The sequence below is a fragment of the Enterobacter cloacae complex sp. CARB60 genome, from assembly GCF_036487345.1.
GTDB lineage: Bacteria > Pseudomonadota > Gammaproteobacteria > Enterobacterales > Enterobacteriaceae > Enterobacter > Enterobacter asburiae_D.
This window is the reverse complement of record NZ_JAZKLC010000002.1, coordinates 2,216,445-2,241,812: the sequence shown is the minus strand read 5'-3', so window position 1 is coordinate 2,241,812 and position 25,368 is coordinate 2,216,445. Positions and strand designations below refer to the sequence as shown.

Here is a 25,368-nt window from a genome sequence, read left to right as displayed (position 1 = left end):
AAATGACGCGACACGTAAAACGGATTGGTGCGCTGGCTGCCTGCGCGCTTTTACTTGTGAGCTGCTCCTCAAAACCACCCAAATCACTGGTTACCCCTCTCCCCACCGCGAGCAAACCGACGCAGCAGGCAAACGAGCCGATGCGCGGGATTTGGCTGGCGACCGTCTCTCGTCTCGACTGGCCGCCGGTGGCCTCGGTGAATGGCCGAAGCGCTGACCAGCGCATCGCGATGCAAAAACAGGCGCTGACCAGCAAGCTCGATAACCTGAAGCACCTCGGCATTAACACGGTGTTTTTCCAGGTGAAGCCGGACAGCACGGCGCTCTGGTCATCAAAAATTTTACCGTGGTCGGATATGCTGACGGGCAACATCGGCGAATATCCGGGATACGATCCGCTGCAGTTTATGCTGGACGAAGCGCACAAGCGCGGCATGAAGGTCCATGCCTGGTTCAACCCGTACCGCGTGTCGACCAACACGAAGCCGTCAACCATCGCCGCCCTGAACCGGACCGCCTATCAGAGCCCGTCCAGCGTCTATGTCCAGCACCCTGAGTGGGTGTGCGTCTCGGGTGACCGCTTTGTTCTCGACCCCGGTATTCCGGAAGTGCGGGACTGGATCACCCGGGTGGTGACCGAAGTGGTGGCGAACTACGCGGTAGATGGCGTGCAGTTCGATGATTACTTCTATACCGAAACACCTGGTTCAGCGCTCAATGACTCGCAGACCTGGCGGCAGTACGGTCAAGGATTTGCCTCAAAGGCCGACTGGCGCAGACACAACACGCAGCAGCTAATAGTCCAGGTTTCCCGCGCGATTAAACAGACCAAGCCCGAGGTTGAGTTTGGCGTCAGCCCGGCGGGCGTGTGGCGCAACCGCTCCTTTGACCCGGCAGGCTCCGATACCCGCGGCGCCGCGGCCTATGATGAATCCTACGCCGATACGCGTCAGTGGGTGCAGCAGGGTCTGCTGGACTACATCGCTCCGCAGATTTACTGGCCCTTCTCGCGGGATGCCGCGCGCTACGACGTGCTGACCAAATGGTGGGCCGACGTCGTGAAGCCGACCCACACTCGCCTGTATATTGGCATTGCGTTCTACAAGGTGGGAGAGCCGTCGAAAAATGAGCCGGACTGGACGGTTCAGGGCGGCGTGCCGGAGCTGAAAAAACAGCTCGATCTCAACGATTCGCTGCCCAACGTGAATGGCACCATCCTGTTCAGGGAAGATTACCTGAACCAGCCGCAGACGCAGCAGGCGGTGAACTACCTGAAAGGACGCTGGGGAAGCTAAGAGACTATCAGGCAGAAACGCCACGTTTCTGCCTGTTTTTTACGGCTTCGGCCCGAACATCGCCTCAAGCTGCTGCGCATCTGGCATACCGACCACCTGCTGCAGCTCATTTTCCGCATTCAGATAGTAAATGGCCGGCGTGGCGTTAGCGCCCAGGCTGTCCATCAGCGTCTGGTGCTTCTGCAGGATCGCTACCGTTTCACGGGATGCGTCCCCTTCTGGCTTGGGCAATTTTTTCCCACCGGAAAGCTCGTATTCGCGCCAGGCCGAAACCGGATCTTTCGCATTCAGGATCGCGGCGGCGTTACGTCCGCTGTTGGGGTTGAGAAACGCCACCAGCAGCGTGTTGAGCTGAACCTTGCCCGCCTTCACCCACGGCTGCGCTTCGGCCCAGAACTGCTTGCAGTACGGGCAGAACGGATCGGCGAAAACGAACACTTTACGCGGAGCGTTATCCGCCCCTTCCTTCAGAGGATGCGCCGCGTTGAGGTTCTTCCACATCTCGCGTCCCATCGGGGCGTAGATCTCTTTCTGGAAATAGCCCTCGCTGAGGTTTTTTCCTTTGTCATCGTACAGATAGCCTGAGATCACGTGCTTGCCGTCCGGCGTTAAAAACAGCGTCACGCCCATATCCTGATACTGCCCCAGCCAGGCCGGTGCGCCGCCGGGTGCATCCAGCTTCTTAATGATTTTAATGTTCTGCTGCTCGCCGAAGTGCTTTACCACCTCCGGTATGGCTTCAGCCGCCTGTACCAGCCCTGACGTCGCCAGCGCCGAAAGTAACAGTAATTTTTTCATTTCCCTCTCCGATTTTTCGGGGGCATTACGCCCCCTTCAGGTTAGCGGTTTTTCAGTGCGTCACTGACCATTTCGTCGAACTGTTCAAACGGCACCCAGCCGGGCAGCAATCCCTCGCCGATTAGCGTGGCGGGCGTGCCCTGGATCCCCATTTTTTCAGCGACGATCAGGCTGCGCTTGATCGTCAGCAAACTCTCATCGTCCGGCGTCGTGACGCTCACGCCTGCCCGCTTCTGCGCCTCCTGAATGCTGGCGTCATCGTGGTATCCCTTCCTGGCCATCAGGGTATGGTTCAGCTTCATAAACTGCCCGGGATCCTGACGCCAGAGCGTTAACGCATCCCGCGCGGCGGTCAGCGAGCTTTCCGAGCGGAAAGGTAAAAATTTAAAGATCACCGCGACGTCCGGGTATTTTTCGACAATCTTCTCCAGGTACGGATCGAATTTTTTACAGTACGGGCAGTTGTAGTCGGTAAATACCACCAGGGTGAGCTTTGGGTTTTTCGCGCCGATGCGCGGGGAGTTCGGATCGTTACACAGGAAATCAGCGATCATCTTTTGCGCACGCTGCTCCTGGCCCGGCGTCAGCGGCTGGGCCGCAAACACCTGAACCGGGGCCAGCAGGAGCAGAAGCGTAATAAGGATTTTTTTCATAACACGGTTAGCCTTTTGCGTTGTTCAGGGTGGTGACCAGGGTGCGCTTGTCCAGCAGCGGCGAGAGGATTTCGCCATCGGGCAGGCCGGGGCCATAAACCGCGTTAAACGGAATGGCGTAGCGGTTTCGCTTCGCCAGAAAGTCCGCAATAAACGCGGACGGCTGGCTCCAGTCTCCGCGCAGGGCCACCACGTCCGGCTGGCGCAGCGCGGCAATAACGTTCGGCTGATTCAGTACCCGATGCTCGTTCACCTTACAGGTCACGCACCAGTCGGCAGAGATATCCACAAACACGCGTTTTCCCTGCGCCAGCGCCTGCTGGATGGCCTCCTCGCTGAGCGGCTGCCACGGGATTGCCTGCGCGGTATTTTGCTCCGGCGCGTCAGGCGGCGCGTTAAGCAGCCCGCGCGCCTGATACCCGCCGAACGCCGACAGCACGATGACCACGAGCCAGAAAAGCGGTGAGGATTTTTGCCCCTTCAGCGCGAACAGCGCCAGCGCGACGGCGATTAGCACCAGCATCACCATCTGGCTGACCGACTCGCCGAGATGCACGCTCAACAATGTTGCCAGCCAGAGGCTGGAGGCCAGCATCATCAGGCCCAGGATGACTTTGAGCGTGTTCATCCAGCGGCCGGGTTTCGGCAGCAGCAAGGCCGTTTTGGGCACCAGGGCGACAAACAGCCACGGCAGGCTCATGCCCACGCCGAGCATCAGGAAGATGAGCCACAGGGAGTGCAGCGGTGCGCCAAGGGCAAAGGCGACCGCGGTACCGAGGAACGGCGCGGAGCACGGCGTCGCCAGCAGCGTGGCGAACATTCCTTCGCAGAAGCTGCCGCCAATCCCCGCCCCTCCTGCCGTCGCCAGCCGTCCCGTGGCGGCGGAAGGCAGCAGCATCTCAAACACGCCAAACAGGTTCAGCGCAAACAGGAAGGTGACGGCGACCATCAGGCCAATAAACCACGGGTTCTGGAACTGAATGCCCCACCCCAGCGACGCTCCGGCCAGCTTAAGCGCGGTCACCATCCCCGCCAGCAGCATAAAGGAGGTGAGGATCCCGGCGCTGGTGGCCAGAAAGCGCAGCCTGATCGCGCGCCTGTCCGATCCCGCCAGCAGGATGCTGTTAAGCTTCATCCCCATGACCGGCAGCACGCAGGGCATCAGGTTGAGGATCAGCCCGCCCAGCAGCGCAAAGAGCACCATTTTGCCCGTCCCTTCAGGCGCGGAGGGCGCTGTCGGCGTCGCGCCAACGGTGAGTGAGGTTTGCTGCGCTTGACCGCCGCTGGTCAGCACAAACGACAGCGCTTTGCCTTCCAGCGAGGCAGGTTTATCGCCCCATTCATCGGTCACGGGTACCGCCACCCGGAGGGTATTGCCGTCGTGTTTAATGACCGGCTCGCCGGGAAGAATGTCGCCCTCCAGCGGGTCAAAGTAGATCCCCGGATTATCCCACTTCCCGTCCGTCGTGCCGGTAATCACCAGCTTGTCGCCAGAGAGCCAGGCGGACAAATCCGCGGATACGCCTGACGTACCGGGCACGGCGCGCATCGCCTGCTCGAACTCGCTACGGAAACCCTCATCCACCGGCTGGGTAAAATCGAGATGCAGCGGGTAGTCCGTCAGCAGGCAGACGTTACTGCACGTCGAGAGCGTGAGCGTCCCGTCAAGCGTGTCGCCCTTCACCCCGTCGAGCGTAATCGGGATAGTGACCCTATCGTGATAGCCCTGCGTCGTCATGCCGGAGATATCGAAGCGCGACGGGACCGGCCAGGACCAGCTATCCGTCACGCCTTCGGGCCAGCTGATTTTCGGCGCCACGCCGCCCTCGCCCGGCGATCGCCAGTAGGTTTTCCAGCCGGGCTTCAGCTCAACGGTGAGCAGGCCTTTAATGTGCGTTTGCTCCCTCTCCGCCTGAAAGCGGATGCGGGCGTGATCGTTTTGTGGGGAAACCTGCCAGCCTGTGTCCGCCGCATGGACAATGCCAATGCAGGACAGCCACAGGAAGACGAATCCCCTGAAGAGGTTAACCATGTTTTACTCCGTGAACAGTGAAAATTATCGTGTGAGGACGATGATTTTCATTCACGGAAAACGCAGTTTTTAAGGTGTATTCGGGGAGGCGGCGCCTGAACGGGCTGTTCTGCGGGAGCCAATGCCCGCCCTTGCGTAAACAGCTGGAGCAGCGCGAAGAAGATAATAATGGCCGGTAGCGCGCCGTCGAAGAACAGCGGCTGGGCGCAAAGCAGCGAGTGTGCGCCAAGTTGGCAAGGCGACGGGCCGGGTTGTTCGGTGCTGCTGCTTTGAGCCGGGGCATCTGCGCTCAGAGAAATTTGCGGATCCAGTCCCTGTAAAAAATGGTTGAGCATCACCGCACGCTGCACGAGGCAAAGCGCCATCGCGAGACAGGTGACGATCAAAAGCCATTTTCCGAGGAGCTGACGGTTGCGCATAACATTCCAGAGTGACAAGACGCCCCGATCATAAACGATAGTGATGAATCTACAAGTGCCGGAAGTGTAAGGTTTTGTCTGTCGCCGCTATTCGCCCGTCAGCGCGTCGTAGACGTCCCGCAGCCGCGTGCGCAGAAACAGCACCGCCTTGTGCTTGCGGGATAACAGCGCCTGTTCGCTGGCGCCGGTCTCCTCTACCAGCATTTTAATGCTGTAGCCGTGGAGTTCGGTCTTTTCAAACACCTCGCGCTGCGGCGGCGGCAGTTCAGACAGCGCCTGCCCCAGCTCTTCCCACAGCAGCGTTTTGAGATACTCCTCTTCCGGCGTGTGCGGGACGCCGAACAGGGTTTCGGCCAGCTCGTCCTCCGGAAAACCCTCTTCGTCTTCGCCCGTAAAATAGCCGGAGAGTGAGACTTCGCGCTTTTTACGCGCCCGGTCGGTCATCTCGTTACGCGCCGCGCGGAACAGCCAGGCGGCGACGTTTTCGACCGGCTGCTCCACTTTCATCAGCTGATATGTCACTTCCTGCAAAATGTCGTCGGCATCATCGCGAACGGACGTCCGCCCGCGAATGAAGGCTGTCAGCCGGGCGCGGCAGGCATTAAGCGCCGACATCAGCATGGATCCGCCCGCCTCCCCGGCTTTCATTTCGCTCACTCTGCTTCCGGCGCTTTTGGCGTGGCGTCATCGCGCTTATCGTCACGATGACCGTGCCAGCCGCAGTGGCCGCGGCCGTGGCGACCAAACCCTTCGCGGCGCTGCTGAATAAACGCCTCGCGCTGTTCTGGCGTCATGTTCATCCAGCGCTCGTGCATCCGGCGGTGCGCGCCAAACATCCCCGGGCGGAAACCTAACCCGCCAAACAGAATGCGGCTCAGCACCAGAATGCCCAGCGCCTGCCAGAATCCGATGGCCTTAACGCCGAGGATGGCCGGAAGCAAGGCGTTCCACAGGGTCATCACCAGCAGGCCGAGCACGATGAAAATCACCGCGCCGATGACTAAGCCCTTGCCCATGCGGTGGCGACCGAATCCGCGCCCGTGACCTCTGCCGTGCATTTCAAAATCTCTCATGGTGTTTACCTCATTTACAGTAACTGATTATGGCTTGTGATGAGGTAGACGGATGAGGAAGGGAAATATTGCTGGGGTGAATGAAATAATTACTCTGTCCGCACATTCGCGGTTATTGCCCGGCGGCGCTGACGCTTGCGCGGGCCTACAGGTTTCGTAGGCCGGGTAAGCGCCAGCGCCACCCGGCACATGTCAAAGGCTTACGCCTGCACCGGCAAACTAAAACTCGAAATACTCCGCGAAAGCTGCTGCGCCTGCTCTTCCAGCGAGGCCGCGGCCGCGGCGGACTGCTGCACCAGCGCGGCGTTCTGCTGGGTCACGCCATCCATCTCGGTCACCGCCTGCCCGACCTGGCTGATCCCGCGGCTCTGCTCTTCAGAGGCGACGGAGATCTGCTCCATCAGCGTATTCACTTTATTCACCGATGAAATAATCGAGTCAATCACTTCGCCCGAGCGGCTCACCAGCTCCGCACCGTTTTTCACGCTGGATACCGACTGCGCAATCAGGCTCTCGATGTCCTTGGCCGCCACCGCGCTTTTCTGCGCCAGGGTGCGTACCTCGCTGGCCACGACCGCAAAGCCGCGACCCTGCGTACCCGCGCGCGCCGCTTCCACCGCCGCGTTCAGCGCCAGGATGTTGGTCTGGAAGGCGATGCTGTTGATCACGCTGGTAATGTCTTCGATGCGCTTCGAGTTCGCCGCGATGGTATTCATCGTGTCGATGACTTCGCGGGTCACCGCTTCACCGGTGTGGGCATTTTTCACCGCGTCCTGCACCAGTTTACCGGCCTGGTAAACGTTGTCAGTATTGTTTGCCACCGTCGCGCTCAGCTCTTCCATGCTGGCCGCCGTCTGGGTCAACGCGGAAGCCTGCTGCTCGGTACGTGACGCCAGGTCGATATTCCCGGAGGCAATCTCCTGGGCCGCGTGCGTTACGGTATGGCTCGCGTCGCGCACCTGGGCGATGGTCTCCAGCAGCGCCTGACGCATCTGCTCCATCGAGCTCATGAGATGATCGATTTCGTTATGTGCGCTCCCCTTGACCGGCACCGGAATGTCCAGCTTGCCTGCCGCAATCTGGCTACAGTGCTCGCGCGCCAGGTTGACCGGCGCAAAGACAAAGCGCTTCATCAGCAGGCTGACGGCGACAATCACCACCACAAACAGGCTGGCGATAGCGGCAATGATCGCCAGGCCAGAGACGAAATTGCTGCTCGCATCTTCGTTCAGGCTTTTGGCGTATTTCTGGTGGACGGAAAGGACCTGGTCGAGAACGATCTCGTACTGACGGTCAAGGCGGGAGACTTCCGGGATCAGCGCGTTAAATTTGGCCACATCGTGCGCCTCGGCGGCATCGATCAGCGGCGCCAGTCCCTGGTTGCGGTAGTTTTGCCAGGCATCCTGATAGGCCGTCACCAGCGGCGCTTCATCCGTCAGACGCGGCGAAGCCATAAAGGCCGCAAAGGCGTGGTCCGCTTTGGTCAGCGCCTCTTTCACGGCGGTTAGCTTTGCAGCCCCGTCCGCCGAGTTGCCCGCTTCCACCATCTTCACATACTCCATCACCCGAACGCGCAGCGTACGGCTATGATTGATAGGATCAATAATGGACAGCACAACCTGGATCTCTTTGTTGACGTTATCCAGGGAATTATTACTTTTAATGATGAGGCCAACGCTGGTCACAGTGCTGACAACAAAGAAGAAAAGCAGTGAGAACAGGACGATCAGGGACGACTTTTTCAACGACATAAACCAATACCTCAAGGGAAATTATTCCTTATGGTTATCGGCCATTCCAAAACTTAAATTAATTAAAGTTATTGAAGTATCAAGTCGGGCTATTTCGCTGACTTATAGCGTCGCTGCAGGGTAGCATCCAGCTTCCGCTGCAGCGGTTCCGGGGTCTCGCCCTCAATCAATTTACTAATCAAATCAAAGCAGTGCCACGCCAGCTGACGGTTATCCTGGCGAATGGTATCCACGGGGATCGTCAGCGAATCGTAGAGATAGTGATCGTCAAAACTGGCTAACCTGATGTCACTTTGCAACAGGTTATGTTGGCCCATATAGCGCAGCACCCCTTCCAGCAGCCCGCAGGCGGCGGCGAACAGCGCTTTCGGCGGACGACCCAGACGGGCGCAGAGTTCAGCAAACATCTCGTACCCGGAGCTCGGGTGATAGTTGCCGTGAATGATCCACTCGGGGCGCAGTTCCACACCGGCATCACGCAGCCCTTGCTTAAACCCTTCCAGACGGTCGCGCGTCGGGGATAAGCGGGGCTGGCCGCCGAGGAAGTAGAACTCATCAGGATGCTGGCGCGCAATGTCGGCAACAAGCTCTGCCGTTGGGGTAATGGAATCGGTGATGACCAGCGGCAGCGCGCTGTCGTTGATGTGGCGGTCAAACAGGACAACGGGCAGCTGCTCGCTCAGCTTGTGGTAGTCCGCATCGTTAAGCATGCTGGAGGCCACAATCAGCCCGTCCACCTGACGCGCCACCATGTTGTTCACCACCACCGTCTCCTGTCCCGGGTTCTCATCGCTACAGGAGATCAGCAGCTGAACGCCCGCCTCGCGGCACAGCGTTTCCAGTTCGTGAGAAAAGACGGCAAAACCGTAGTTGGTGATCTCCGGGACCACCAGACCAACGGTGTGGCTGCGGTTATCGCGCAGCGACCGGGCGTGAATGCTGGGCTGATAGTGGTGCTCTTTCGCAATCGCCAGCACGCGCTCGCGCGTCTCTTCCGCCACGCGAAGCTCTTTGCTGCGCCCGTTCAGGACCAGGCTGGCGGTAGCTTTTGACACACCCGCCAGCTCCGCGATGTCTTTAATGGTGACGCGTTTTGTTTTTCTCACAACGACTTAGATCCGGCTGCCAAAACCCTCATTCTATCATGCAGGCGCGCAGCGACCAGTAGCGTAATGTGATATCGGACGCACCTTCGAATCGCACCCGGGCCGGATGGTCAGGAAAATAGCGGCTGCTCATCACCCCTTCACCGTGATTGATGAAAATTTCAACGCTGGAGCGGTCGCACAGAACGCGCAAATGAGTGACGTCGCCCTGCCAATAGCGGCTCAACGTTTCACCGTTTTTCAGGCTCGCGCGTTCAAGCCGTATGCCCTTCTCATCAACCGTGAGACGCAGCGTGCCGCCAAAATCGACATTCACCTGCGATACGTTCAGCTCAAACTCCAGGCGCGTCGCGTCCAGGTCTGGCGCCTCGCTGGCGCATCCCTGCCAGCGCTGCTCATCTTCGCGCAGCGCCGCCAGCTCGCGCGCCGGGGTCTGCCAGAGCCTGCCGTCGCGATAGCGTAATTCACGCGGGCAGGTCATCTGGTGCATCCAGCCGTGCGCCCGGGTGGGCTGAAGCATCTCTTCCCCGTCCGGCACGCCCATCCAGCCGATCAGAATGCGTCGCCCGTCTTCCGCCAGCGTCGTTTGCGGAGCGTAAAACTCAAAGCCCGCGTCCAGCTCGTGCAGATCGCCGTGGTCGAATGCGGCGTTTGCATAGTCAAACGCCCCGCTCATCCAGGTGGCCGGATAGGTGTTGAGATAGCGATGCGGCTCGCGTGCCAGCCCCTGCGGGCAGCTGATCAAGATGTGCGTTCCGTCGAGCGCGAACAGGTCCGGACACTCCCACATATACCCCGCATCCGTCAGGCCGTTGACCCCGTGACCGGCGATTTCCCCGCACGACGCCCAGGCGTGCAGATCGGCTGACTTAAACAGCAGCACCTTGCCGCGCTTTTGCACATCCTGCGCGCCGAGCACCATGTACCACTCCCCGTCATGCTGCCACACCTTCGGGTCGCGCACGTGGCCGGTGTAGCCTTCCGGCAGGGCCAGCACCGGACCCAGCTTCTTAAAGGTCCCGTCCGGCTGTTCCACGGCGAGGCACTGCCAGGCCGTGCGGCTGCCGTCATCAAACTTGACGTTGCCGGTGTAGCACAGGGTCAGGACGCCCTGGTTATCCACGGCGCTACCGGAGTAGCAGCCGTTGCGGTCATACGCTTCGTCGGGCATCAGCGCCAGCGGCTCATGCTGCCAGTGCACCAGGTCCGCTGAGCTCCAGTGCCCCCAGCATTTAAACCGATGCTCGCAGTCCAGCGGGTTCCACTGATAGAACAGGTGGTAGCGGCCGGCAAACCAGATAAACCCGTTGGGATCGTTCATCAGCCCCGTCGCCGGCGCGGGGTGCCACTGCGGATAGTGGCTATCCGCCAGCGCCCGCGGCTGGCCTTTCATAACGGCCTGCAGGATCGCAGGCCAGCGGGAAGGTAACGTCATTATTCAGAGTCCGTTTTATATTTCAGCAGCAGTGAGACGGTAAACGCCACGCCGAAGGCAATCACCATACCGATAATATAGTTGAGCAGCGAGCTGGCCTGCACGATGGCCATGCCCGGAATAGCGGTTAACCCAACGGCGGTCATGTAGACATGGACTGAGACCACCCAGGCCCCGCCCACCGCGCCGCCAATCAGCGCGGCGATAAACGGCTTAACGAAGCGCAGGTTGATACCAAAAATGGCCGCTTCGGTGATGCCCAGCATCGCAGAAAACGCCGACGGTAAGGTAATGGCTTTGATTTTGGCATCTTTGGTTTTGAACCACACCGCCAGACAGGCGCCGCCCTGCGCCACGTTCGCCATGGCCCAGATCGGCAGCAGGAAGTTCACGCCAATCGACGGGTTACCCAGCAGCCCGGCTTCGATCGCGTGGAAGCTGTGGTGAATACCGGTGATCACAATCACCGAGTAAAGCCCGCCGAACAGCAGCCCGGCCAGCCAGCCCGCGTGGGCGATCAGCGTGCTCAGAACGAAGGAGATGCCATCCCCTAAGGCGCGCCCCGCCGGGCCGATAATCAGCAAGGCGATAAAGCCGGAGATAACGACGGTGAGGAACGGCGTCAGGATCAGGTCTAACGCGTCCGGGATCGCGCGGCGCAGGTTTTTCTCCACGATGCTCATGAACCAGACGGCCAGCAGCACCGGGAATACCGTGCCCTGATAGCCAATCATCGCGATCTCAAGGCCGAAGAAGTTCATGGTGTGGAAGCCTGAGGCCACGCCCCAGGCGTTGGTCAGCGCCGGGTGCGTCAGAATGCCGCCCAGCGTCGCGCCGAGATACGGGTTGCCGCCAAATTCCCGCGCGGCGGTAAAACCGATCAGAATAGGCAGAATGATAAACGCCGCGGAGCTGCACATGTCCAGCATGATGTAGATGGCATTATCCGCATTGACCCAGCCGTAGGTTTTCACCATGCCGAGCAGGCCCATCAGCAGGCCGGATGCCACAATCGCGGGAATGATCGGGACAAAGATATTGGAGAGCAGACGGGCAATGCGCTGGAACGGGTTCAGCTTGCGCGCCGCCAGATCCGCGGCCTCAGATTTACTGGACTCGCTAATCCCCGCCGCCTGAATAAACGCGGCGTAAACCTTATTGACCACGCCCGTCCCAAAAATCACCTGCATCTGCCCGGCGTTACGAAAACAGCCTTTTACGCCGTCGACCTTGCCGATCGCCTGCTGATCGGCAAGCGCGTCATCGACCAGCACCAGACGAAGACGCGTTGCGCAGTGCGCCGCGCTGGCGATATTTTCCTTGCCACCGAGCAGCGGAATGAGCTCGCGGGCGATTTGATTAAAATCCATAGATACCTCTGCCTGACTTCTTTTTATGATGTGCGAAACGCTCCCGCCAGGCGGGAGCGTGATGGGTTAAAACCAGGTTTCCATCTGGACCCCAAAGTTCCATTCCCCGCCGGCGTTGAAGCCGCTGCTGCCAAAGGCATCATCGCTGGCGTAATGATCCAGTTTGCTGCTCCAGTCCATCCAGGTGGCAAACAGACGAAGCTCCGGACGGCTGAAGAAATCGCCGATTTTGCTCGCTTTTAACGTCGGCGCAAAGGTCAGCTTGTAGAAACTGCCGTTAACGGCGTTGCGGTCCTTATAGCCTTCCGGACTTAAATCCATGTACTGATAGCTTCCCTCAAACGCCAGGGCGAAGTTCTGCGTCACCTCTTTAATCAGACGGGTGTTGAGCGTCACCCACTCATAGCTGTCGCCCTTGACGTAGCGATCTTTACTGCTCTGCGCCAGGACGGCGGGCGCAACGCTCCAGCCTCCGCCGATTGGCGTGACACCGTAACTTGCGAAACGCCAGGTATTCGCCTCAGACAGCAGCGCGCCGTCGGAGCCGATGCTTTTCACTTCCGCACCCAGCCCGTGACCGTACAGCAGCGCCGTTTTGGCGGTCCCTTCCCGCAGGCCGTAGAAGCTCTCGTTGTGCAACCCGACCAGCGCATGAACGCCGGTATTCGCAGCATCAGTTTTGATGAGATCGCCGTTGGTGTCTTTACGGTCGTCGTTATCTTTCGCCCGCAGGCCGCTCACCATCAGCTGGAACGGTCCGGCGAAGTGGTTCATGGTGAGGATATAGTTCTGCACGTTATTGTCGGTCTGCTCCACGCTGCCGAAGTTGCGGCCGTAGATGGAGAAGTTGCTGCGCAGCGAATCGTTCCATTTCACGTCATAGACGCCGCCGCCGGTACCGGCGAGGAACACCACGTCGGAATCCAGCCAGTGAATGTCAAAGTTGTCGCGGTCAAAGCGTTTACCCGCCCAGAAGGTGCTGCCCTTCAGCGCGCCGGTAAAATCAGGCAGATTGCCCAGCTCCGCGAAGGCCTGGCGAATATTGAGATCGCTGGTATCGGCTGACCAGTCGTTATAGGTTCTCTGGCCGTCGGCCAGCATCGCCTTGAAGCGCGTAGTGGCCCCGTTGTCCAGGGTTTGCTTGTGCTCCAGGTTCAGCTCAACGTAGGTGTCTGCTTCGTTACCCAGACGGCCTACCGCACCGCCGGTTTCACCGGCCGGGGTCAGATAAGGACCGCTTTTGCTGCTGGAGGCCGCATCGTTCATCAGCAGGCCCGAACGGGCGTAGCCGTGGAACTCAAACCCGCTGCTTTGATCCGCCTTCTTCTCCAGCGCGGTGGTACGCTGCGCCACCGCCTGAGCTGTCGTTTGGGTCTGCTGCTGGGCGGCAACCAGCTGCTGCGTTTTTTGTTCCGCATCCGTGGCACGCTTCTCAGCCACCTGCGCACGCGTTTCCGCCGCCTGGAGTCGCTGCTCCATCGCGGCAAGACGCGCTTCGATACTTGTCATATCCGTTTGGGCAAAAACAGAGGTACTTCCGGCCAGCATGCCTATCATCACGGCAAGTCTGCGTTTTTTATACATTTTGTCGCATCCCTAAAAGAAGTCATTAAACGTGCTAAATTGCTAAACCGGTTTAGGTTGCTGATACTAAACCTCTGAATTTTGGATCGGCAATCTTTTTTGCTAAACCGTTTTAGTAAGTGTGATCGAGGCGACAATTCAGGCCGCCGGATGGCGGCCAGTGAAGGAAGGAATTACAGATCGTGCTGCCAGGGCAATGCGGTCATCGCCCCTTTGGCGGTAGTGGCTAACGCGCCGCAGCGCTGGGCTAAGGCGATGACGGGCGTCAGGTCCTGCCCGGCGGCCAAGCCGTAGAGCAGTCCGGCGACGAAGGCATCGCCCGCGCCGGTCGTATCGACGCACTGAACGGGAGTTGCCGGATAGTGCTTCACGGTGCCGTCATGCCAGGCGATGACGCCCTCTTTACCCTGAGTAACCAGCACCAGACGCGCCGGGCAGCGCGCCATCAGCGCGTTTAGACCGACGCTTACCGGCACATCTCCGGTTAAGAACGCCAGCTCTTCCACAGAGAGTTTCACCACGTCTGCGCTCTGCAGGGCCTGCTCCAGGCAGCGGCGTAGGTCGCTCTCCTCCGGCCAGAGGTCCGGGCGAATATTGGGGTCGAAGCTGACGTAGCCGCCCGCCTCGCGAATGGTGGCCATCGCCTCAAACGTCGCGGAACGGCTCGGCTCTGCGCTTAACGCGATGGAACAGACGTGCAGCCATTCCCCGGCGCTGAACGTCGGCAGATCGGCGGTTTCCAGAAACAGATCGGCGCTCGGGCGCACCATAAAGGTAAACGAGCGTTCGCCGTGGTCATCCAGATCGACCACCACCGTTGAGGTGCGGTGCGCCGGGTCAAGGCGCATATGCTTCACGTCGACCCGCTCGTCGGCTAATGTCTTAGACATAAAGCGTCCGAAAGGATCGTCGCCAACCCTGCCGATAAAGGCGCTCTGGCCGCCCAGTCGGGCAATGCCGACCGCGACGTTTGCCGGTGCGCCGCCGGGACACTGCAGTAATCTGCCTTCTCCATCAGGCAGCAAATCCACTACCGCATCGCCAAGTACCCAGATTTTTTTCATGTAACCCTCTTAGCTAAACTATATTAAACCGATTTAGCTATTTAAGCACAGGCAGGGCGAAGGGGAAATAACGGGAAGGAAATTTGGCTTAACGCACCAGATGCGGCCAGTGAATATCACCGACGCCATTAATTTGCGGACGGGCGAACAGAAAGCCCTGGAAACGACGGATACCGGCAGACTCGAGCCAGCACCACTCCTCTATCTTCTCGATCCCTTCGGCCACCAGGGTAATTTCGAGATCGGAGCAACAGCTGACGATGGAGCGCACAATCGCCTGCTTCGGGCCGCTGAGGTGGATATTGCTGACAATCTCCCGGTCGATCTTAATTTTATCCGGCTGGAAGCGGGTCAGCAGCGAAAGACCGGCATAGCCGGAACCAAAATCATCGATCGCCAGACCCACGCCCTCGCCGCGAAGCTGCTTAATGGCGCTGTTAAACTGGTTGAAGCCGGAGATCATCTCGTTTTCGGTGACTTCAATCACCACCTGCTCCGGCTGAAGACCATGTTTTTTAATCTGAGCGACCAGAAATTCCACTGCGCCGGGGACATTCACCAGCGACATCGGCAGCAGATTGACCGCAATTTTATGGCTGCCAATCCCCAGTTTTTCCGCCAGCGCAAAGGCATACGCTTTGGTCTGGAGATCGACTTCGTAGAGTTTGTCCGGGTCGAGGGTGCTGAAGAAATGCTCAGGGCTGCCGCCGTCGTTGCCGCGAATAAGGGCTTCCAGCGAGCTGATCTTCCCTTCCGAGGGCTCAACGATGGGCTGGAGCGCAAACTGACAGGTTTGGTTAGCCATCAGCCCCAGACGTTCGCCAAAGGGTAACGCCTCGGGTGACAGCGTCCATTTTTCAGGGACGTAGCGCGCCCCCGACGGGGTCGGACGTTTGCCCATAATAAACGTCTGAATAAATTTGAATACCCGATCGTCGGAGGTGAGATAGCTGTCCAGCTTGCTGTAGTGCAGGACCGACTGCAGCACCTCTTTCGGCGACTGCGTTTGCAGATCGAACAGCAGCATCCCGACGTTTTCGAAGCGTCTGCGCGGGCCGTAATCCCGCATCAGTTCAACCACCCCACTGTGCCGCTTATCATCACGGATTTTATGGAACAGTTTAACCACGCTCTCTTCCGACCCTTCCAGGATTTGCAGAACGTCGCTCCCTTTAGCAAGGAGTACGCCGGTAATGTTCAGCTTTGCGTTACGGCCTCTGGCGCGCTCCACCAGCTCCCGCAGCTCGGTGGAGGGGCGGGATAAATTCAACTGGCTTCGGTAAATCAGAGTCGTCAGCACAAAAATAGGTTCCAATGAGAAAGAGAGGTGCCTTAAAGCTATTATTTAACATACTTAATCAATGCGACCTAACATATTCACGCCACAGGGGAACGTTACTTTTCCCCGTCCCCGATCCGGCTGTTAATCCTCTCCTGCATATAGTCGTAGAACGGGTTTGAGGTGACCCGCATCAGCGCCTCTTTTCCGACGCTCAATACGGAGGTTTCGCCCCAAAGCGCAATTGTCCCCAGGCTGATGCCGTAGCGGTTTTTCACCCCAGGCTCACGGCCATAGAGATCGTCATCCGGCGGGAACGGCACCGCAACATGCGATAGCGAATAGACATCCTGCGGCCAGGCCTGCGCAAGCGGCACCACCGTCTCCCGGGTGCTGCCTGCCGGGGTAATTTTTGCCACCGTCGAGAAGCTGTGTGCGTCCGCATTAGTAATAACCGTGACACCGTAACGTCTCTGCGCAACCGGCAGCAGCGCCGAGGTTGCCGTCCAGGACGACGGTTTGAACAGCGGGCGGAAGCTCGCGGCCTGGTTGATGTCAAACACCACCAGCTCGCTGCCGTTTGCCGGAAGCTGGTCAAACAGGCCGGTCACCACCGCGCGGGTGCTGACCGTAGAATCCATCACCGACTGGAACGCCAGCACCGGCGGCAGCTGTGCCAGCCGTTGCTCCCGCGCCTCGCGGCCCATCTGCTCCTGAAGAGCCTTCGTCAGCAGCCACGACTGGCGGGCGGCGTTCACCGGGAACGAATTATATTTATACGGGTTATATTCCGGCGCGATATTCAGCCACGCCGCTTTGGCAAACGCCGGCAGCAGCGCCGGTAGCCCGGCGAAACCGGCAAAGCGCGCAAAGGCCGTCACGCCGATCATCGGTGAGAGCAGTATCACCTGCTGCGGTCGACGAAGCGCAGGCGCGTCCAGCGCATCGAGGGTATATTTCATCGCCAGCGCCCCGCCGTTGGAGTAGCCCACCAGATGCAGCGGCACAGCCTCACCCGCCAGACGCGTGGCTTCCCGCACCGCCAGACGCGTCGCCGCCAGCCACATCTCCCAGTCAACGTCCGTCAGCGCGCCGGGCGCGGTGCCGTGCCCGGGCAGGCGCGGGACTACCGCGACAAAACCGCGTTGCTGATAGTTCACCGCAAGGCGCCTGACGCTGTAAGGCGAGTCCGTCAAACCGTGCAGCAGCACTACCGCGCCGCGGGGCTTTCCGGCAGGCATCAGCACAAACGAGCGGTTGGCATCGGGAGCAAACTGACCGGGCCACACCAGGCTCTGGCGATAAAAGCGGTTTAACGGCGAACGTTCCTCGCCCTCTGTTTTCGCCGTCACCGCGCGATCGAGATCGGCAAAAATAGCGTTTTCCCGGGCGATATACCCGGCAAAATTGGCGTTATCCATCTCGCGCACGGACATCTCGTCGGCCCGCCAGGTATGCCAGAGGTGCAGTTCCGGTCCCTGCTGTGAGAGATAGACCCGCACCGCCAGCAGGACGAGCAGGACGATCCCTACGACCATCCCTATTTTCTTTGCAAGCGTCATCAGGCGCACGCTGACTCGCCAGGGCAGATTTGCCATGCCGGGATCCCTTGTATGTTCACAGTACATCTATCTTATCAAAAATGTGAACGGACTGACGTATTCACCAAATTCATACCTGCCGCGTCAGACAGTGCACCAAAAGTGAACTACGCTGCACAAATGTTGATCATTGGTTAAACAATTATTGCATGAAGTTTACTGCACAGCGGGTTTAACCCGCCCTGTGAATATGGCACGCGTCATGCATTGTTAACCAGGTAACACAAACTCAGCCATTGACAGCCTGTTAACAGCGAGGCGGTATGACGACGAAACCTGAGATGTTAAGCCGTATCGAAGCGACGTTCAGCCAGCTCACGCCCAGCGAAAAGCGGGTCGGGAGCTGGCTGCTGGCGCACGCCGCGCAAATCCCGTTTGAAACGGCTGAGAGCGTGGGTCAGGCAAGCGGGACCAGCGGAATTACCGTTGGACGCTTCCTGCGCAAGCTGGGGTATCGCAACCTGGAAGATGCCAAAAAGAGCCTGCGCGATCCGTATCAGCCCTGGGGCATGAACGAGCGGCTGGACTCCTGGCAGCAGCAGCGCCCCCTTTCCAGCCGCCTTCAGCATGCCCTGTCGCTGGAAGTGGATGCCATCACGCAGGTGTACCAGCTGGCGCAAACGGACGCCTTCCGTCAGGTGGTGCACAACCTCGCCCACGCCGACGCGGTGTTTGTGTTGGGGATCCAGTCCACGCGCGGGATTGCCAACGCCTTCTTCAGCCACCTTGAGTACCTCCGCCCGCGCGTGAGCTATTCGGAGGGGGCGTCCGGCAGCTGGGTAGAATCCCTGAACTCGGGGTTTTCGCACCCGTACGTTGTGCTGACCGACACGCGCACCTACTCCTCGATGGCCCGCCAGTACTGCCGCGTCGCCAGCGAGAAAGGCATTCCGCTGGCCTTGATCACCGACATCTGGTGCCCGTGGGCGCGGGATTACCCGATTGATTTACTGCAGGTGAAAACCGATACCGGTCATTTCTGGGATTCACTTGCCCCCGTGAGCTGCCTGTTCAACCTGCTGCTGTCGGGCGTGGCGGAAGCGCTGGGTGACGCGCTCCCGGCGCGTCTGGCGGTCAACCGACAATTACAACAAGAGTTTGGTCAATTCGAACGCTAAAGGAGCGGAGCTATGCCCGAAGAGAGTGAACTGATTGATGTAGCGAAGACGTTTCCCACGCTGCATATCGATCTGAAATACGCCACCGCCGACAACATCACCGGCCGCCCGATCTATCAGGAGGCGCTGTGCCTGCTGCATACCGATGCGGCCACCGCGCTGGCAAAAGCCATCAGCATTGCCTCCCTGGCCGGGCTGAAGCTGATGGTCTACGACGCCTATCGGCCGCAGCAGGCGCAGGCTCAGCTGTGGGATGCCTGCCCGAACCCGGAATACGTGGTCGACGTGACGATTGGCTCCAATCACAGCCGCGGTACGGCCATCGACGTCACCCTGATGGATGAACATAACGCCGTGCTGGATATGGGGGCAGGTTTTGACGAAATGCATGACCGATCGCATCCGTATCACCCCTCCGTGCAGCCGCACGCCCAGCGCAACCGTCTGCTGTTGAACGCCATCATGTTCGGCGGCGGTTTTGTCGGTATCAGCAGCGAATGGTGGCACTTCGAACTGCCGAACGCCGCCAGCTACCCGCTGCTTGACGACCGTTTTGCCTGTTTTCCCCTGACGCACACCTCTCTTTAAACCTGGAGCACTGCCATGAAAACATCGCTTCTCTCGACCGTAATTGCCGCCACGCTGGCCCTGAGCGCCCCGCTGGCGCTGGCTGCCGTCCCGAAAGACATGCTGGCAATCGGCAAAGCCGCCGATCCGCAAACGCTCGATCCTGCCATCACCATTGATAACAACGACTGGACCGTCACCTATCCGTCCTACCAGCGTCTGGTCAAGTACAAGCCGGGCTCTACCGAGGTGAAAGGCGATCTGTCGACGGGCTGGAAGGCGTCCGACGACCAGAAAGAGTGGACCTTTACCCTGGCGGATAACGCGAAATTCTCCGACGGCACGCCGGTCACCGCGGAAGCAGTAAAACTCTCTTTTGAACGCCTGCTGAAGCTCGGCCAGGGGCCGTCTGAAGCCTTCCCGAAAGACCTGAAAATTGATGCCGTTGATGACCATACGGTGAAGTTCACCCTCAGCCAGCCGTTCGCGCCTTTCCTGTATACGCTGGCAAACGACGGGGCGTCCATCATTAACCCGGCGGTGCTGAAGGCCAATGCGGCGGACGATGCGCGCGGTTTTCTGGCGCAAAACACCGCCGGCTCCGGGCCCTTTATGCTCAAAAGCTGGCAGAAAGGCCAGCAGCTGATCCTGGTACCAAACCCCCACTGGCCGGGTGAGAAGCCGCACTTTAAGCGCGTCTCGGTGAAAATTATCGGTGAAAGCGCCTCGCGCCGATTGCAGCTTTCCCGCGGCGATCTGGACATTGCCGACGCCCTGCCGGTCGATCAGCTTGCGGCCCTGAAGCAGGAAGGCAAAGTCGCCGTCGCGGAATATCCGTCCCTGCGCGTGACTTACCTCTATCTCAACAACGGTAAAGCGCCGCTCAATCAGGTGGATTTACGCCGGGCCATCTCCTGGGCGACGGATTACCAGGGGATGGTGAAAGGCATCCTGAGCGGCAACGGCAAGCAGATGCGCGGCCCGATCCCGGAAGGCATGTGGGGCTTTGACGCGACGGCCATGCAGTACAGCTTCGATGAGGCGAAAGCCAAAGCGGCGCTGGAGAAGGTCAAAGACAAACCCGCCAGCCTGACCTTCCTCTATTCGGATAACGACCCGAACTGGGAGCCGATCGCCCTTTCCACTCAGGCCAGCCTCGGCAAACTCGGGGTTAACGTCAAGCTGGAAAAACTGGCAAACGCCACCATGCGTGACCGCGTGGGCAAAGGCGATTACGACATTGCCATCGGCAACTGGAGTCCCGACTTCGCCGACCCGTACATGTTCATGAACTACTGGTTCGAATCGGACAAAAAAGGGCTGCCGGGCAACCGTTCGTTCTATGAGAACAAAGAGGTCGATTCCCTGCTGCAGGCGGCGCTGAAAACGACCGATCAGGCGGAACGCACCAAAGATTACCAGCAGGCGCAAAAGGTGGTCATCGACGAGGCGGCCTACGTTTATCTGTTCCAGAAAAACTACCAGCTGGCGATGAACAAAGAGGTCAAAGGCTTCACCTTTAATCCGATGCTCGAGCAGGTGTTCAACATCGCCACCATGAGCAAATAACGGTTCTCGCCGGGGGAAAGTGTATGACGTTCTGGAGCATCGTGCGCCAGCGCTGCTGGGGGTTACTCCTGGTGGTGGCCGGTGTCTGTATTATCACCTTTATTATTTCGCACCTGATCCCCGGCGATCCGGCCCGTCTGCTGGCCGGCGATCGCGCCAGCGACGAAATCGTGCAGAACATCCGCCAGCAGCTAGGGCTGGATCGGCCGCTGTATATACAGTTTGGCCGCTACGTGGACGCCCTGGCGCACGGTGATTTAGGCACGTCCATCCGTACCGGGCGTCCGGTCGCCGAAGACCTGAAGGCCTTTTTCCCCGCCACGCTGGAGCTGGCCTTTTGTTCTCTGCTGCTGGCGCTGATCATCGGGGTGCCGCTGGGGATTTTATCGGCGGTGTACCGCAACCGCTGGCTGGATCACCTGGTGCGTTTAATGGCGATGACCGGGATCTCCACGCCGGCCTTCTGGCTTGGGCTGGGCGTCATCGTGCTGTTCTACGGGCACCTGCAGATTCTGCCCGGCGGCGGCAGGCTGGACGACTGGCTCGATCCCCCGACGCGCGTCACCGGGTTTTATCTGCTGGACGCGCTGCTGGAGGGCAACGGTGAGGTCTTTTTCAATGCGCTTCAGCACCTGATTTTACCCTCGCTGACGCTGGCGTTTGTTCACCTGGGGATTGTGGCGCGCCAGGTTCGCTCGGCGATGCTGGAGCAGCTTAGCGAGGACTACATCCGCACCGCGCGCGCCAGCGGCCTGCCCGGCTGGTACATCGTCCTGCGCTACGCCCTGCCCAATGCAATGATCCCGTCCATTACCGTGCTCGGGCTGGCGCTGGGCGATCTGCTTTACGGCGCCGTGCTGACCGAAACCGTCTTTGCCTGGCCGGGCATGGGCGCCTGGGTGGTGACGTCCATTCAGGCGCTCGATTTCCCTGCCGTGATGGGCTTTGCCGTCGTCGTTTCGCTGGCCTACGTGCTGGTTAATCTGGTGGTCGATCTGCTTTACCTGTGGATTGACCCGCGAATCGGGCGCGGAGGTGCCGAATGATGTTAACGCAGGAAACGCCCGTCCCGGTTAAAACCGCCAGACAACGCATCAACTGGGCAAAGCTGTTCTGGATGCTGCGTCAAAGCCCGCTCACGATCGTTGGCGGCGTCATTATGATTGCGATGCTCTTCCTGATGGTGGCCTCGCCGTGGATTGTGCCACATGACCCGAACGCGCTGGATCTGACCGCCCGCCTGCAGGCGCCTTCTGCGCAACACTGGTTTGGCACCGATGAGGTAGGTCGCGACCTGTTCAGCCGCGTGCTGACGGGCAGCCAGCAGTCGATTACCGCCGGGCTGGCGGTGGTGGTGATTGCGGGCGGCATCGGCTCGCTGCTGGGCTGTTTGTCCGGCGTGCTGGGCGGGCGCGGCGACGCCATCATCATGCGGGTGATGGACATTATGCTCTCCATTCCCTCCCTGGTGCTGACCATGGCGCTGGCCGCCGCGCTCGGTCCGAGCCTGTTTAACGCCATGCTGGCGATTGCGATTGTCCGCATCCCGTTTTACGTCCGGCTGGCGCGCGGGCAAACCCTGGTGGTGCGCCAGTTTACCTACGTCCAGGCCGCCCGCACGTTTGGCGCGTCCCGCTGGCATTTGATCCGCTGGCATATCCTGCGCAACGCCCTGCCGCCGCTGATTGTGCAGGCTTCGCTGGATATCGGCAGCGCCATTCTGATGGCCGCCACGCTGGGGTTTATTGGCCTGGGCGCGCAGCAGCCCACCGCCGAATGGGGGGCGATGGTGGCCGTTGGCCGTAACTACGTCCTGGACCAGTGGTGGTACTGCGCCTTTCCCGGTGCGGCGATTTTAATTACCGCCGTGGGCTTTAACCTGTTTGGCGACGGAATCCGCGACCTGCTGGATCCGAAGTCGGGAGGAAAACAGTGATGACCGAACCGGTATTACGTATTGAAGACCTGCACCTGAGCTTCCCGATTTTTCGCGGTGAGGTCCACGCGCTGAACCACGTCTCGCTGGAGATCGGCAGGGGCGAAATTGTCGGCGTGGTGGGCGAGTCGGGGTCGGGTAAATCGGTGACCGCCATGCTCGCCATGCGCCTGCTGCCGGAAGGGAGCTACCGCATTCACCATGGTCAGGTGACGTTACTCGGCGAAAATGTCCTGACGGCGTCCGAGAAGCAGCTTCGCCAGTGGCGCGGAGCCAGAGTAGCGATGATTTTTCAGGAGCCCATGACCGCCCTCAACCCGACGCGGCGGATTGGCAAACAGATGGTAGAGGTGATCCGCCAGCATCAGCCGCTTTCGCGGCGCGAGGCGCAGCAGAAGGCGATTACCCTGCTGGAAGAGATGCAAATCCCGGACGCGAAGCAGGTCATGGAGCGTTATCCGTTTGAACTGTCCGGCGGCATGCGCCAGCGGGTGATGATCGCCCTTGCCTTTTCCTGCGAGCCGGAGCTGATCGTCGCCGACGAGCCGACCACCGCGCTGGACGTTACCGTCCAGCTCCAGGTGCTGCGCCTGCTGAAGCATAAGGCGCGAGCCAGCGGTACCTCGGTGCTGTTTATCAGCCATGATATGGCCGTGGTGTCGCAGCTTTGCGACAGAATGTACGTGATGTATGCGGGCAGCGTGATTGAGAGCGGTGCCACGCAAACGCTGATCCACCGCCCCGTGCACCCCTATTCCATCGGCCTGCTGCAGTGCTCGCCGGAAAACGGCGAGCCGCGCGCTCTGCTTCCCGCCATCCCCGGCACGGTGCCCAACCTCAGCCAGCTTCCGCAGGGTTGCGCCTTCCGGGAGCGCTGCTTTGCCGCCGGGGCGAAATGCAGCGAAACGCCGCGCTTACAGCCCAACGGTGCAGAGGGCCAACAGGCCGCCTGCTGGTATCCGCAACGGGAGAAACACCATGTCTGATGTACTGCTGGAACTGGATAGCGTGCACGTGAACTTTGCGGCGCGCAAAAACTGGCTGGGGCGCGTAACGGAACAGGTCCATGCCCTCAACGGGCTCGATCTCCAGATCCGTCGGGGTGAAACGCTCGGCATTGTCGGGGAATCAGGCTGCGGGAAAAGCACGCTGGCCCAGCTGCTGATGGGCATGCTTAAGCCCAGCACCGGCGCATGCCAGCGGGCGCTCCACGCGGGCGGCATGCAGATGGTGTTTCAGGATCCGCTCTCCTCGCTCGACCCGCGATTGCCGGTCTGGCGCATCATCACCGAGCCGGTGTGGGTGCAAAAGCGCAGCAGCGAGCGCGTGCGCCGCCAGCTGGCGGAGGATCTGGCGATGCAGGTTGGCATTCGCCCGGAATATCTCGACAGGCTTCCGCACGCCTTCTCCGGCGGGCAGCGCCAGCGCATTGCCATCGCCCGGGCGCTCTCGTCCGACCCCGATATTATCGTGCTTGATGAACCCACCAGCGCGCTGGATATCTCCGTGCAGGCGCAAATCCTCAACCTGCTGGTGAACCTGCAACAGCAGCGTAATCTGACCTACGTGTTAATTTCGCATAACGTCTCGGTGGTCAGACACATGAGCGACCGCGTGGCGGTGATGTACCTTGGGCAGATTGTGGAGCTGGGCAGCGCCGCGCAGGTTTTGGGGGAGCCGCGCCATCCCTATACCCGCCTGCTGCTCGACTCGGTTCCCCGCACCGGTGAACCGCTGGATGAAAATCTGGCCTTGCGCAAAACGGAGCTTCCCGGCAACCGTCATCTGCCCGAAGGCTGTTTTTTCCGCGACCGTTGTCCGATGGCAACGCAGGGGTGTGAGCGTCCCCAGCCGTTACAGCCCTCACGCGAGGGCCGTAACGTCCGATGTTGGCGCAGTCTGGATTAGATTTGCGCCATCCCACCGTCCACAAACAGCTCGGTGGCGTTAATAAAGCTGGCCGCGTCGGAGGCCAGAAACGCCACCGCTTTACCCACCTCACCCGGCGCGCCTAAACGCCCAAGCGGTACCTGCGCGGCCAGCGCGTCGTACAGCCCCTGACGGTGTTCTTCCGGCACCAGATCGCCGAGACCCGGCGTTTTGATTGGACCCGGACTCACCACGTTGACGCGGATCCCGCGGCCCTGCAAATCCAGCGCCCAGGAGCGGGCAAAGTTGCGCACGGCGGCCTTACTGGCGCTGTAGACGCTAAAGTTTGCCGTCCCTTTAATGGACACCGTCGAGCCGGTCAGAATAATCGAAGAGCCGGCGGAGAGCAGCGGCAGCGCCTTCTGCACCGTAAACAGCACCCCGCGAACGTTAGTGCCGAAAATACGGTCAAACTGCTCTTCGGTAATCGCGCCCAGCGGCAGCATATCGCCGCCCCCGGCATTGGCGAACAGGATATCAAGACGGCCTTCTTCTTTGGCTATCCGGGCATAGACCTCGTCCAGATCGGCAAGCTTAGAGACGTCCGCGCGAATGCCTACCGCGGTTGAAGCAATTTCAGCCACCGCCGCGTCCAGCTCGGCCTGGCGACGTCCGGTGATGTATACCTTCGCGCCCTGCGCAGCCAGCTCCTGCGCCGTGGCAAGACCAATACCTGTGCTGCCGCCGGTGACCAGTGCGATTTTTCCTGAGAGAGTCGTGTTCATGTCATTTACCTTTTGTTGGGTTTGCGTTGGACAAACTTTAGCCCTTGCGGCATTAGTGAAAAAT

At 59.9% G+C, this 25,368-nt stretch carries 23 protein-coding genes; 8 read left to right on the top strand and 15 right to left on the bottom strand.

Going from position 1 to position 25,368, the window contains the following annotated elements; genetic code table 11:
• Positions 1–2 precede the first annotated feature (2 nt).
• Positions 3–1,295 carry a glycoside hydrolase family 10 protein gene (locus V4835_RS11685; protein WP_331412239.1) on the top strand — a complete coding sequence of 431 codons (1,293 nt, stop codon included), beginning with the start codon at positions 3–5 and terminating at the stop codon, positions 1,293–1,295.
• 39 nt (positions 1,296–1,334) lie between these two features.
• On the opposite strand, the gene dsbG is transcribed toward V4835_RS11685, so the two are convergent.
• From dsbG to V4835_RS11615, 14 genes are all read right to left on the bottom strand, one after another.
• On the bottom strand, positions 1,335–2,093 hold the full coding sequence (gene dsbG, locus V4835_RS11680; protein ID WP_331412238.1) for a thiol:disulfide interchange protein DsbG: 759 nt from the start codon (positions 2,091–2,093) through the stop codon (positions 1,335–1,337).
• A 41-nt stretch (positions 2,094–2,134) separates the two neighbouring features.
• A complete protein-coding gene (locus V4835_RS11675) occupies positions 2,135–2,746 on the bottom strand; it encodes a DsbA family protein (protein ID WP_331412237.1) in 612 nt (203 codons plus the stop codon).
• Positions 2,747–2,753: 7 nt separating this feature from the next.
• Positions 2,754–4,778 carry a protein-disulfide reductase DsbD family protein gene (locus V4835_RS11670; RefSeq protein ID WP_331412236.1) on the bottom strand — a complete coding sequence of 675 codons (2,025 nt, stop codon included), beginning with the start codon at positions 4,776–4,778 and terminating at the stop codon, positions 2,754–2,756.
• A gap of 47 nt (positions 4,779–4,825) precedes the next feature.
• The gene (locus V4835_RS11665; protein WP_045356147.1) at positions 4,826–5,197 is read right to left on the bottom strand and encodes a hypothetical protein; all 372 of its coding nucleotides are present in this window, start codon (positions 5,195–5,197) and stop codon (positions 4,826–4,828) included.
• Positions 5,198–5,284: 87 nt separating this feature from the next.
• On the bottom strand, positions 5,285–5,845 hold the full coding sequence (locus tag V4835_RS11660) for an RNA polymerase sigma factor (RefSeq protein ID WP_331414115.1): 561 nt from the start codon (positions 5,843–5,845) through the stop codon (positions 5,285–5,287).
• A 5-nt stretch (positions 5,846–5,850) separates the two neighbouring features.
• The gene (locus V4835_RS11655; protein ID WP_063142724.1) at positions 5,851–6,270 is read right to left on the bottom strand and encodes a hypothetical protein; all 420 of its coding nucleotides are present in this window, start codon (positions 6,268–6,270) and stop codon (positions 5,851–5,853) included.
• A 200-nt stretch (positions 6,271–6,470) separates the two neighbouring features.
• Positions 6,471–8,021, bottom strand: a complete 1,551-nt coding sequence (locus tag V4835_RS11650) for a methyl-accepting chemotaxis protein (RefSeq protein WP_331412235.1) — start codon at positions 8,019–8,021, stop codon at positions 6,471–6,473.
• A gap of 89 nt (positions 8,022–8,110) precedes the next feature.
• A complete protein-coding gene (locus V4835_RS11645) occupies positions 8,111–9,127 on the bottom strand; it encodes a LacI family DNA-binding transcriptional regulator (RefSeq protein ID WP_032643129.1) in 1,017 nt (338 codons plus the stop codon).
• A gap of 28 nt (positions 9,128–9,155) precedes the next feature.
• Positions 9,156–10,562 carry a sucrose-6-phosphate hydrolase gene (locus tag V4835_RS11640; protein ID WP_331412234.1) on the bottom strand — a complete coding sequence of 469 codons (1,407 nt, stop codon included), beginning with the start codon at positions 10,560–10,562 and terminating at the stop codon, positions 9,156–9,158.
• Positions 10,562–11,932 (bottom strand): sucrose-specific PTS transporter subunit IIBC, encoded by a 1,371-nt coding sequence (locus V4835_RS11635; RefSeq protein ID WP_024909534.1) that lies wholly within the window; start codon positions 11,930–11,932, stop codon positions 10,562–10,564. The genes V4835_RS11640 and V4835_RS11635 overlap by 1 nt, the downstream gene beginning before the upstream one ends.
• A 66-nt stretch (positions 11,933–11,998) precedes the next feature.
• Entirely contained in the window at positions 11,999–13,516 is a 1,518-nt protein-coding gene (locus V4835_RS11630) for a carbohydrate porin (protein WP_331412233.1), read from the bottom strand.
• A gap of 173 nt (positions 13,517–13,689) precedes the next feature.
• Positions 13,690–14,580 carry an aminoimidazole riboside kinase gene (locus V4835_RS11625; RefSeq protein ID WP_331412232.1) on the bottom strand — a complete coding sequence of 297 codons (891 nt, stop codon included), beginning with the start codon at positions 14,578–14,580 and terminating at the stop codon, positions 13,690–13,692.
• Positions 14,581–14,668: 88 nt separating this feature from the next.
• Complete coding sequence (locus V4835_RS11620) at positions 14,669–15,880, bottom strand: diguanylate phosphodiesterase (RefSeq protein WP_331412231.1); 1,212 nt, start codon at positions 15,878–15,880, stop codon at positions 14,669–14,671.
• Between the two features lie 95 nt (positions 15,881–15,975).
• Entirely contained in the window at positions 15,976–17,457 is a 1,482-nt protein-coding gene (locus V4835_RS11615) for an alpha/beta hydrolase (RefSeq protein ID WP_063142719.1), read from the bottom strand.
• Between the two features lie 266 nt (positions 17,458–17,723).
• Here V4835_RS11615 and V4835_RS11610 point away from each other — a divergent pair, with 266 nt between their 5' ends.
• The 7 genes from V4835_RS11610 to V4835_RS11580 are packed head-to-tail and all read left to right on the top strand — an operon-like array spanning position 17,724 to position 24,558.
• A complete protein-coding gene (locus tag V4835_RS11610; protein ID WP_063142718.1) occupies positions 17,724–18,578 on the top strand; it encodes a MurR/RpiR family transcriptional regulator in 855 nt (284 codons plus the stop codon).
• Between the two features lie 12 nt (positions 18,579–18,590).
• On the top strand, positions 18,591–19,166 hold the full coding sequence (gene ddpX / locus V4835_RS11605; RefSeq protein ID WP_063142717.1) for a D-alanyl-D-alanine dipeptidase: 576 nt from the start codon (positions 18,591–18,593) through the stop codon (positions 19,164–19,166).
• Between the two features lie 15 nt (positions 19,167–19,181).
• Positions 19,182–20,714: an ABC transporter substrate-binding protein gene (locus V4835_RS11600; protein ID WP_063142716.1), complete on the top strand. Its 1,533-nt coding sequence runs from the start codon at positions 19,182–19,184 to the stop codon at positions 20,712–20,714.
• A 23-nt stretch (positions 20,715–20,737) separates the two neighbouring features.
• Positions 20,738–21,760, top strand: a complete 1,023-nt coding sequence (locus V4835_RS11595; protein WP_063142715.1) for an ABC transporter permease — start codon at positions 20,738–20,740, stop codon at positions 21,758–21,760.
• Positions 21,757–22,650, top strand: coding sequence for a D,D-dipeptide ABC transporter permease (ddpC, locus tag V4835_RS11590; RefSeq protein WP_047647662.1), 894 nt, complete (start codon positions 21,757–21,759; stop codon positions 22,648–22,650). Before V4835_RS11595 ends, ddpC begins: the two co-directional genes overlap by 4 nt.
• Positions 22,650–23,636 carry an ABC transporter ATP-binding protein gene (locus V4835_RS11585; RefSeq protein ID WP_063142714.1) on the top strand — a complete coding sequence of 329 codons (987 nt, stop codon included), beginning with the start codon at positions 22,650–22,652 and terminating at the stop codon, positions 23,634–23,636. The genes ddpC and V4835_RS11585 overlap by 1 nt, the downstream gene beginning before the upstream one ends.
• Complete coding sequence (locus V4835_RS11580) at positions 23,629–24,558, top strand: ABC transporter ATP-binding protein (RefSeq protein WP_063142713.1); 930 nt, start codon at positions 23,629–23,631, stop codon at positions 24,556–24,558. Before V4835_RS11585 ends, V4835_RS11580 begins: the two co-directional genes overlap by 8 nt.
• Here the strand turns inward: V4835_RS11580 and V4835_RS11575 are convergent.
• A complete protein-coding gene (locus V4835_RS11575) occupies positions 24,555–25,304 on the bottom strand; it encodes an SDR family NAD(P)-dependent oxidoreductase (RefSeq protein ID WP_008501706.1) in 750 nt (249 codons plus the stop codon). The genes V4835_RS11580 and V4835_RS11575 overlap by 4 nt on opposite strands.
• Positions 25,305–25,368 lie beyond the last annotated feature (64 nt).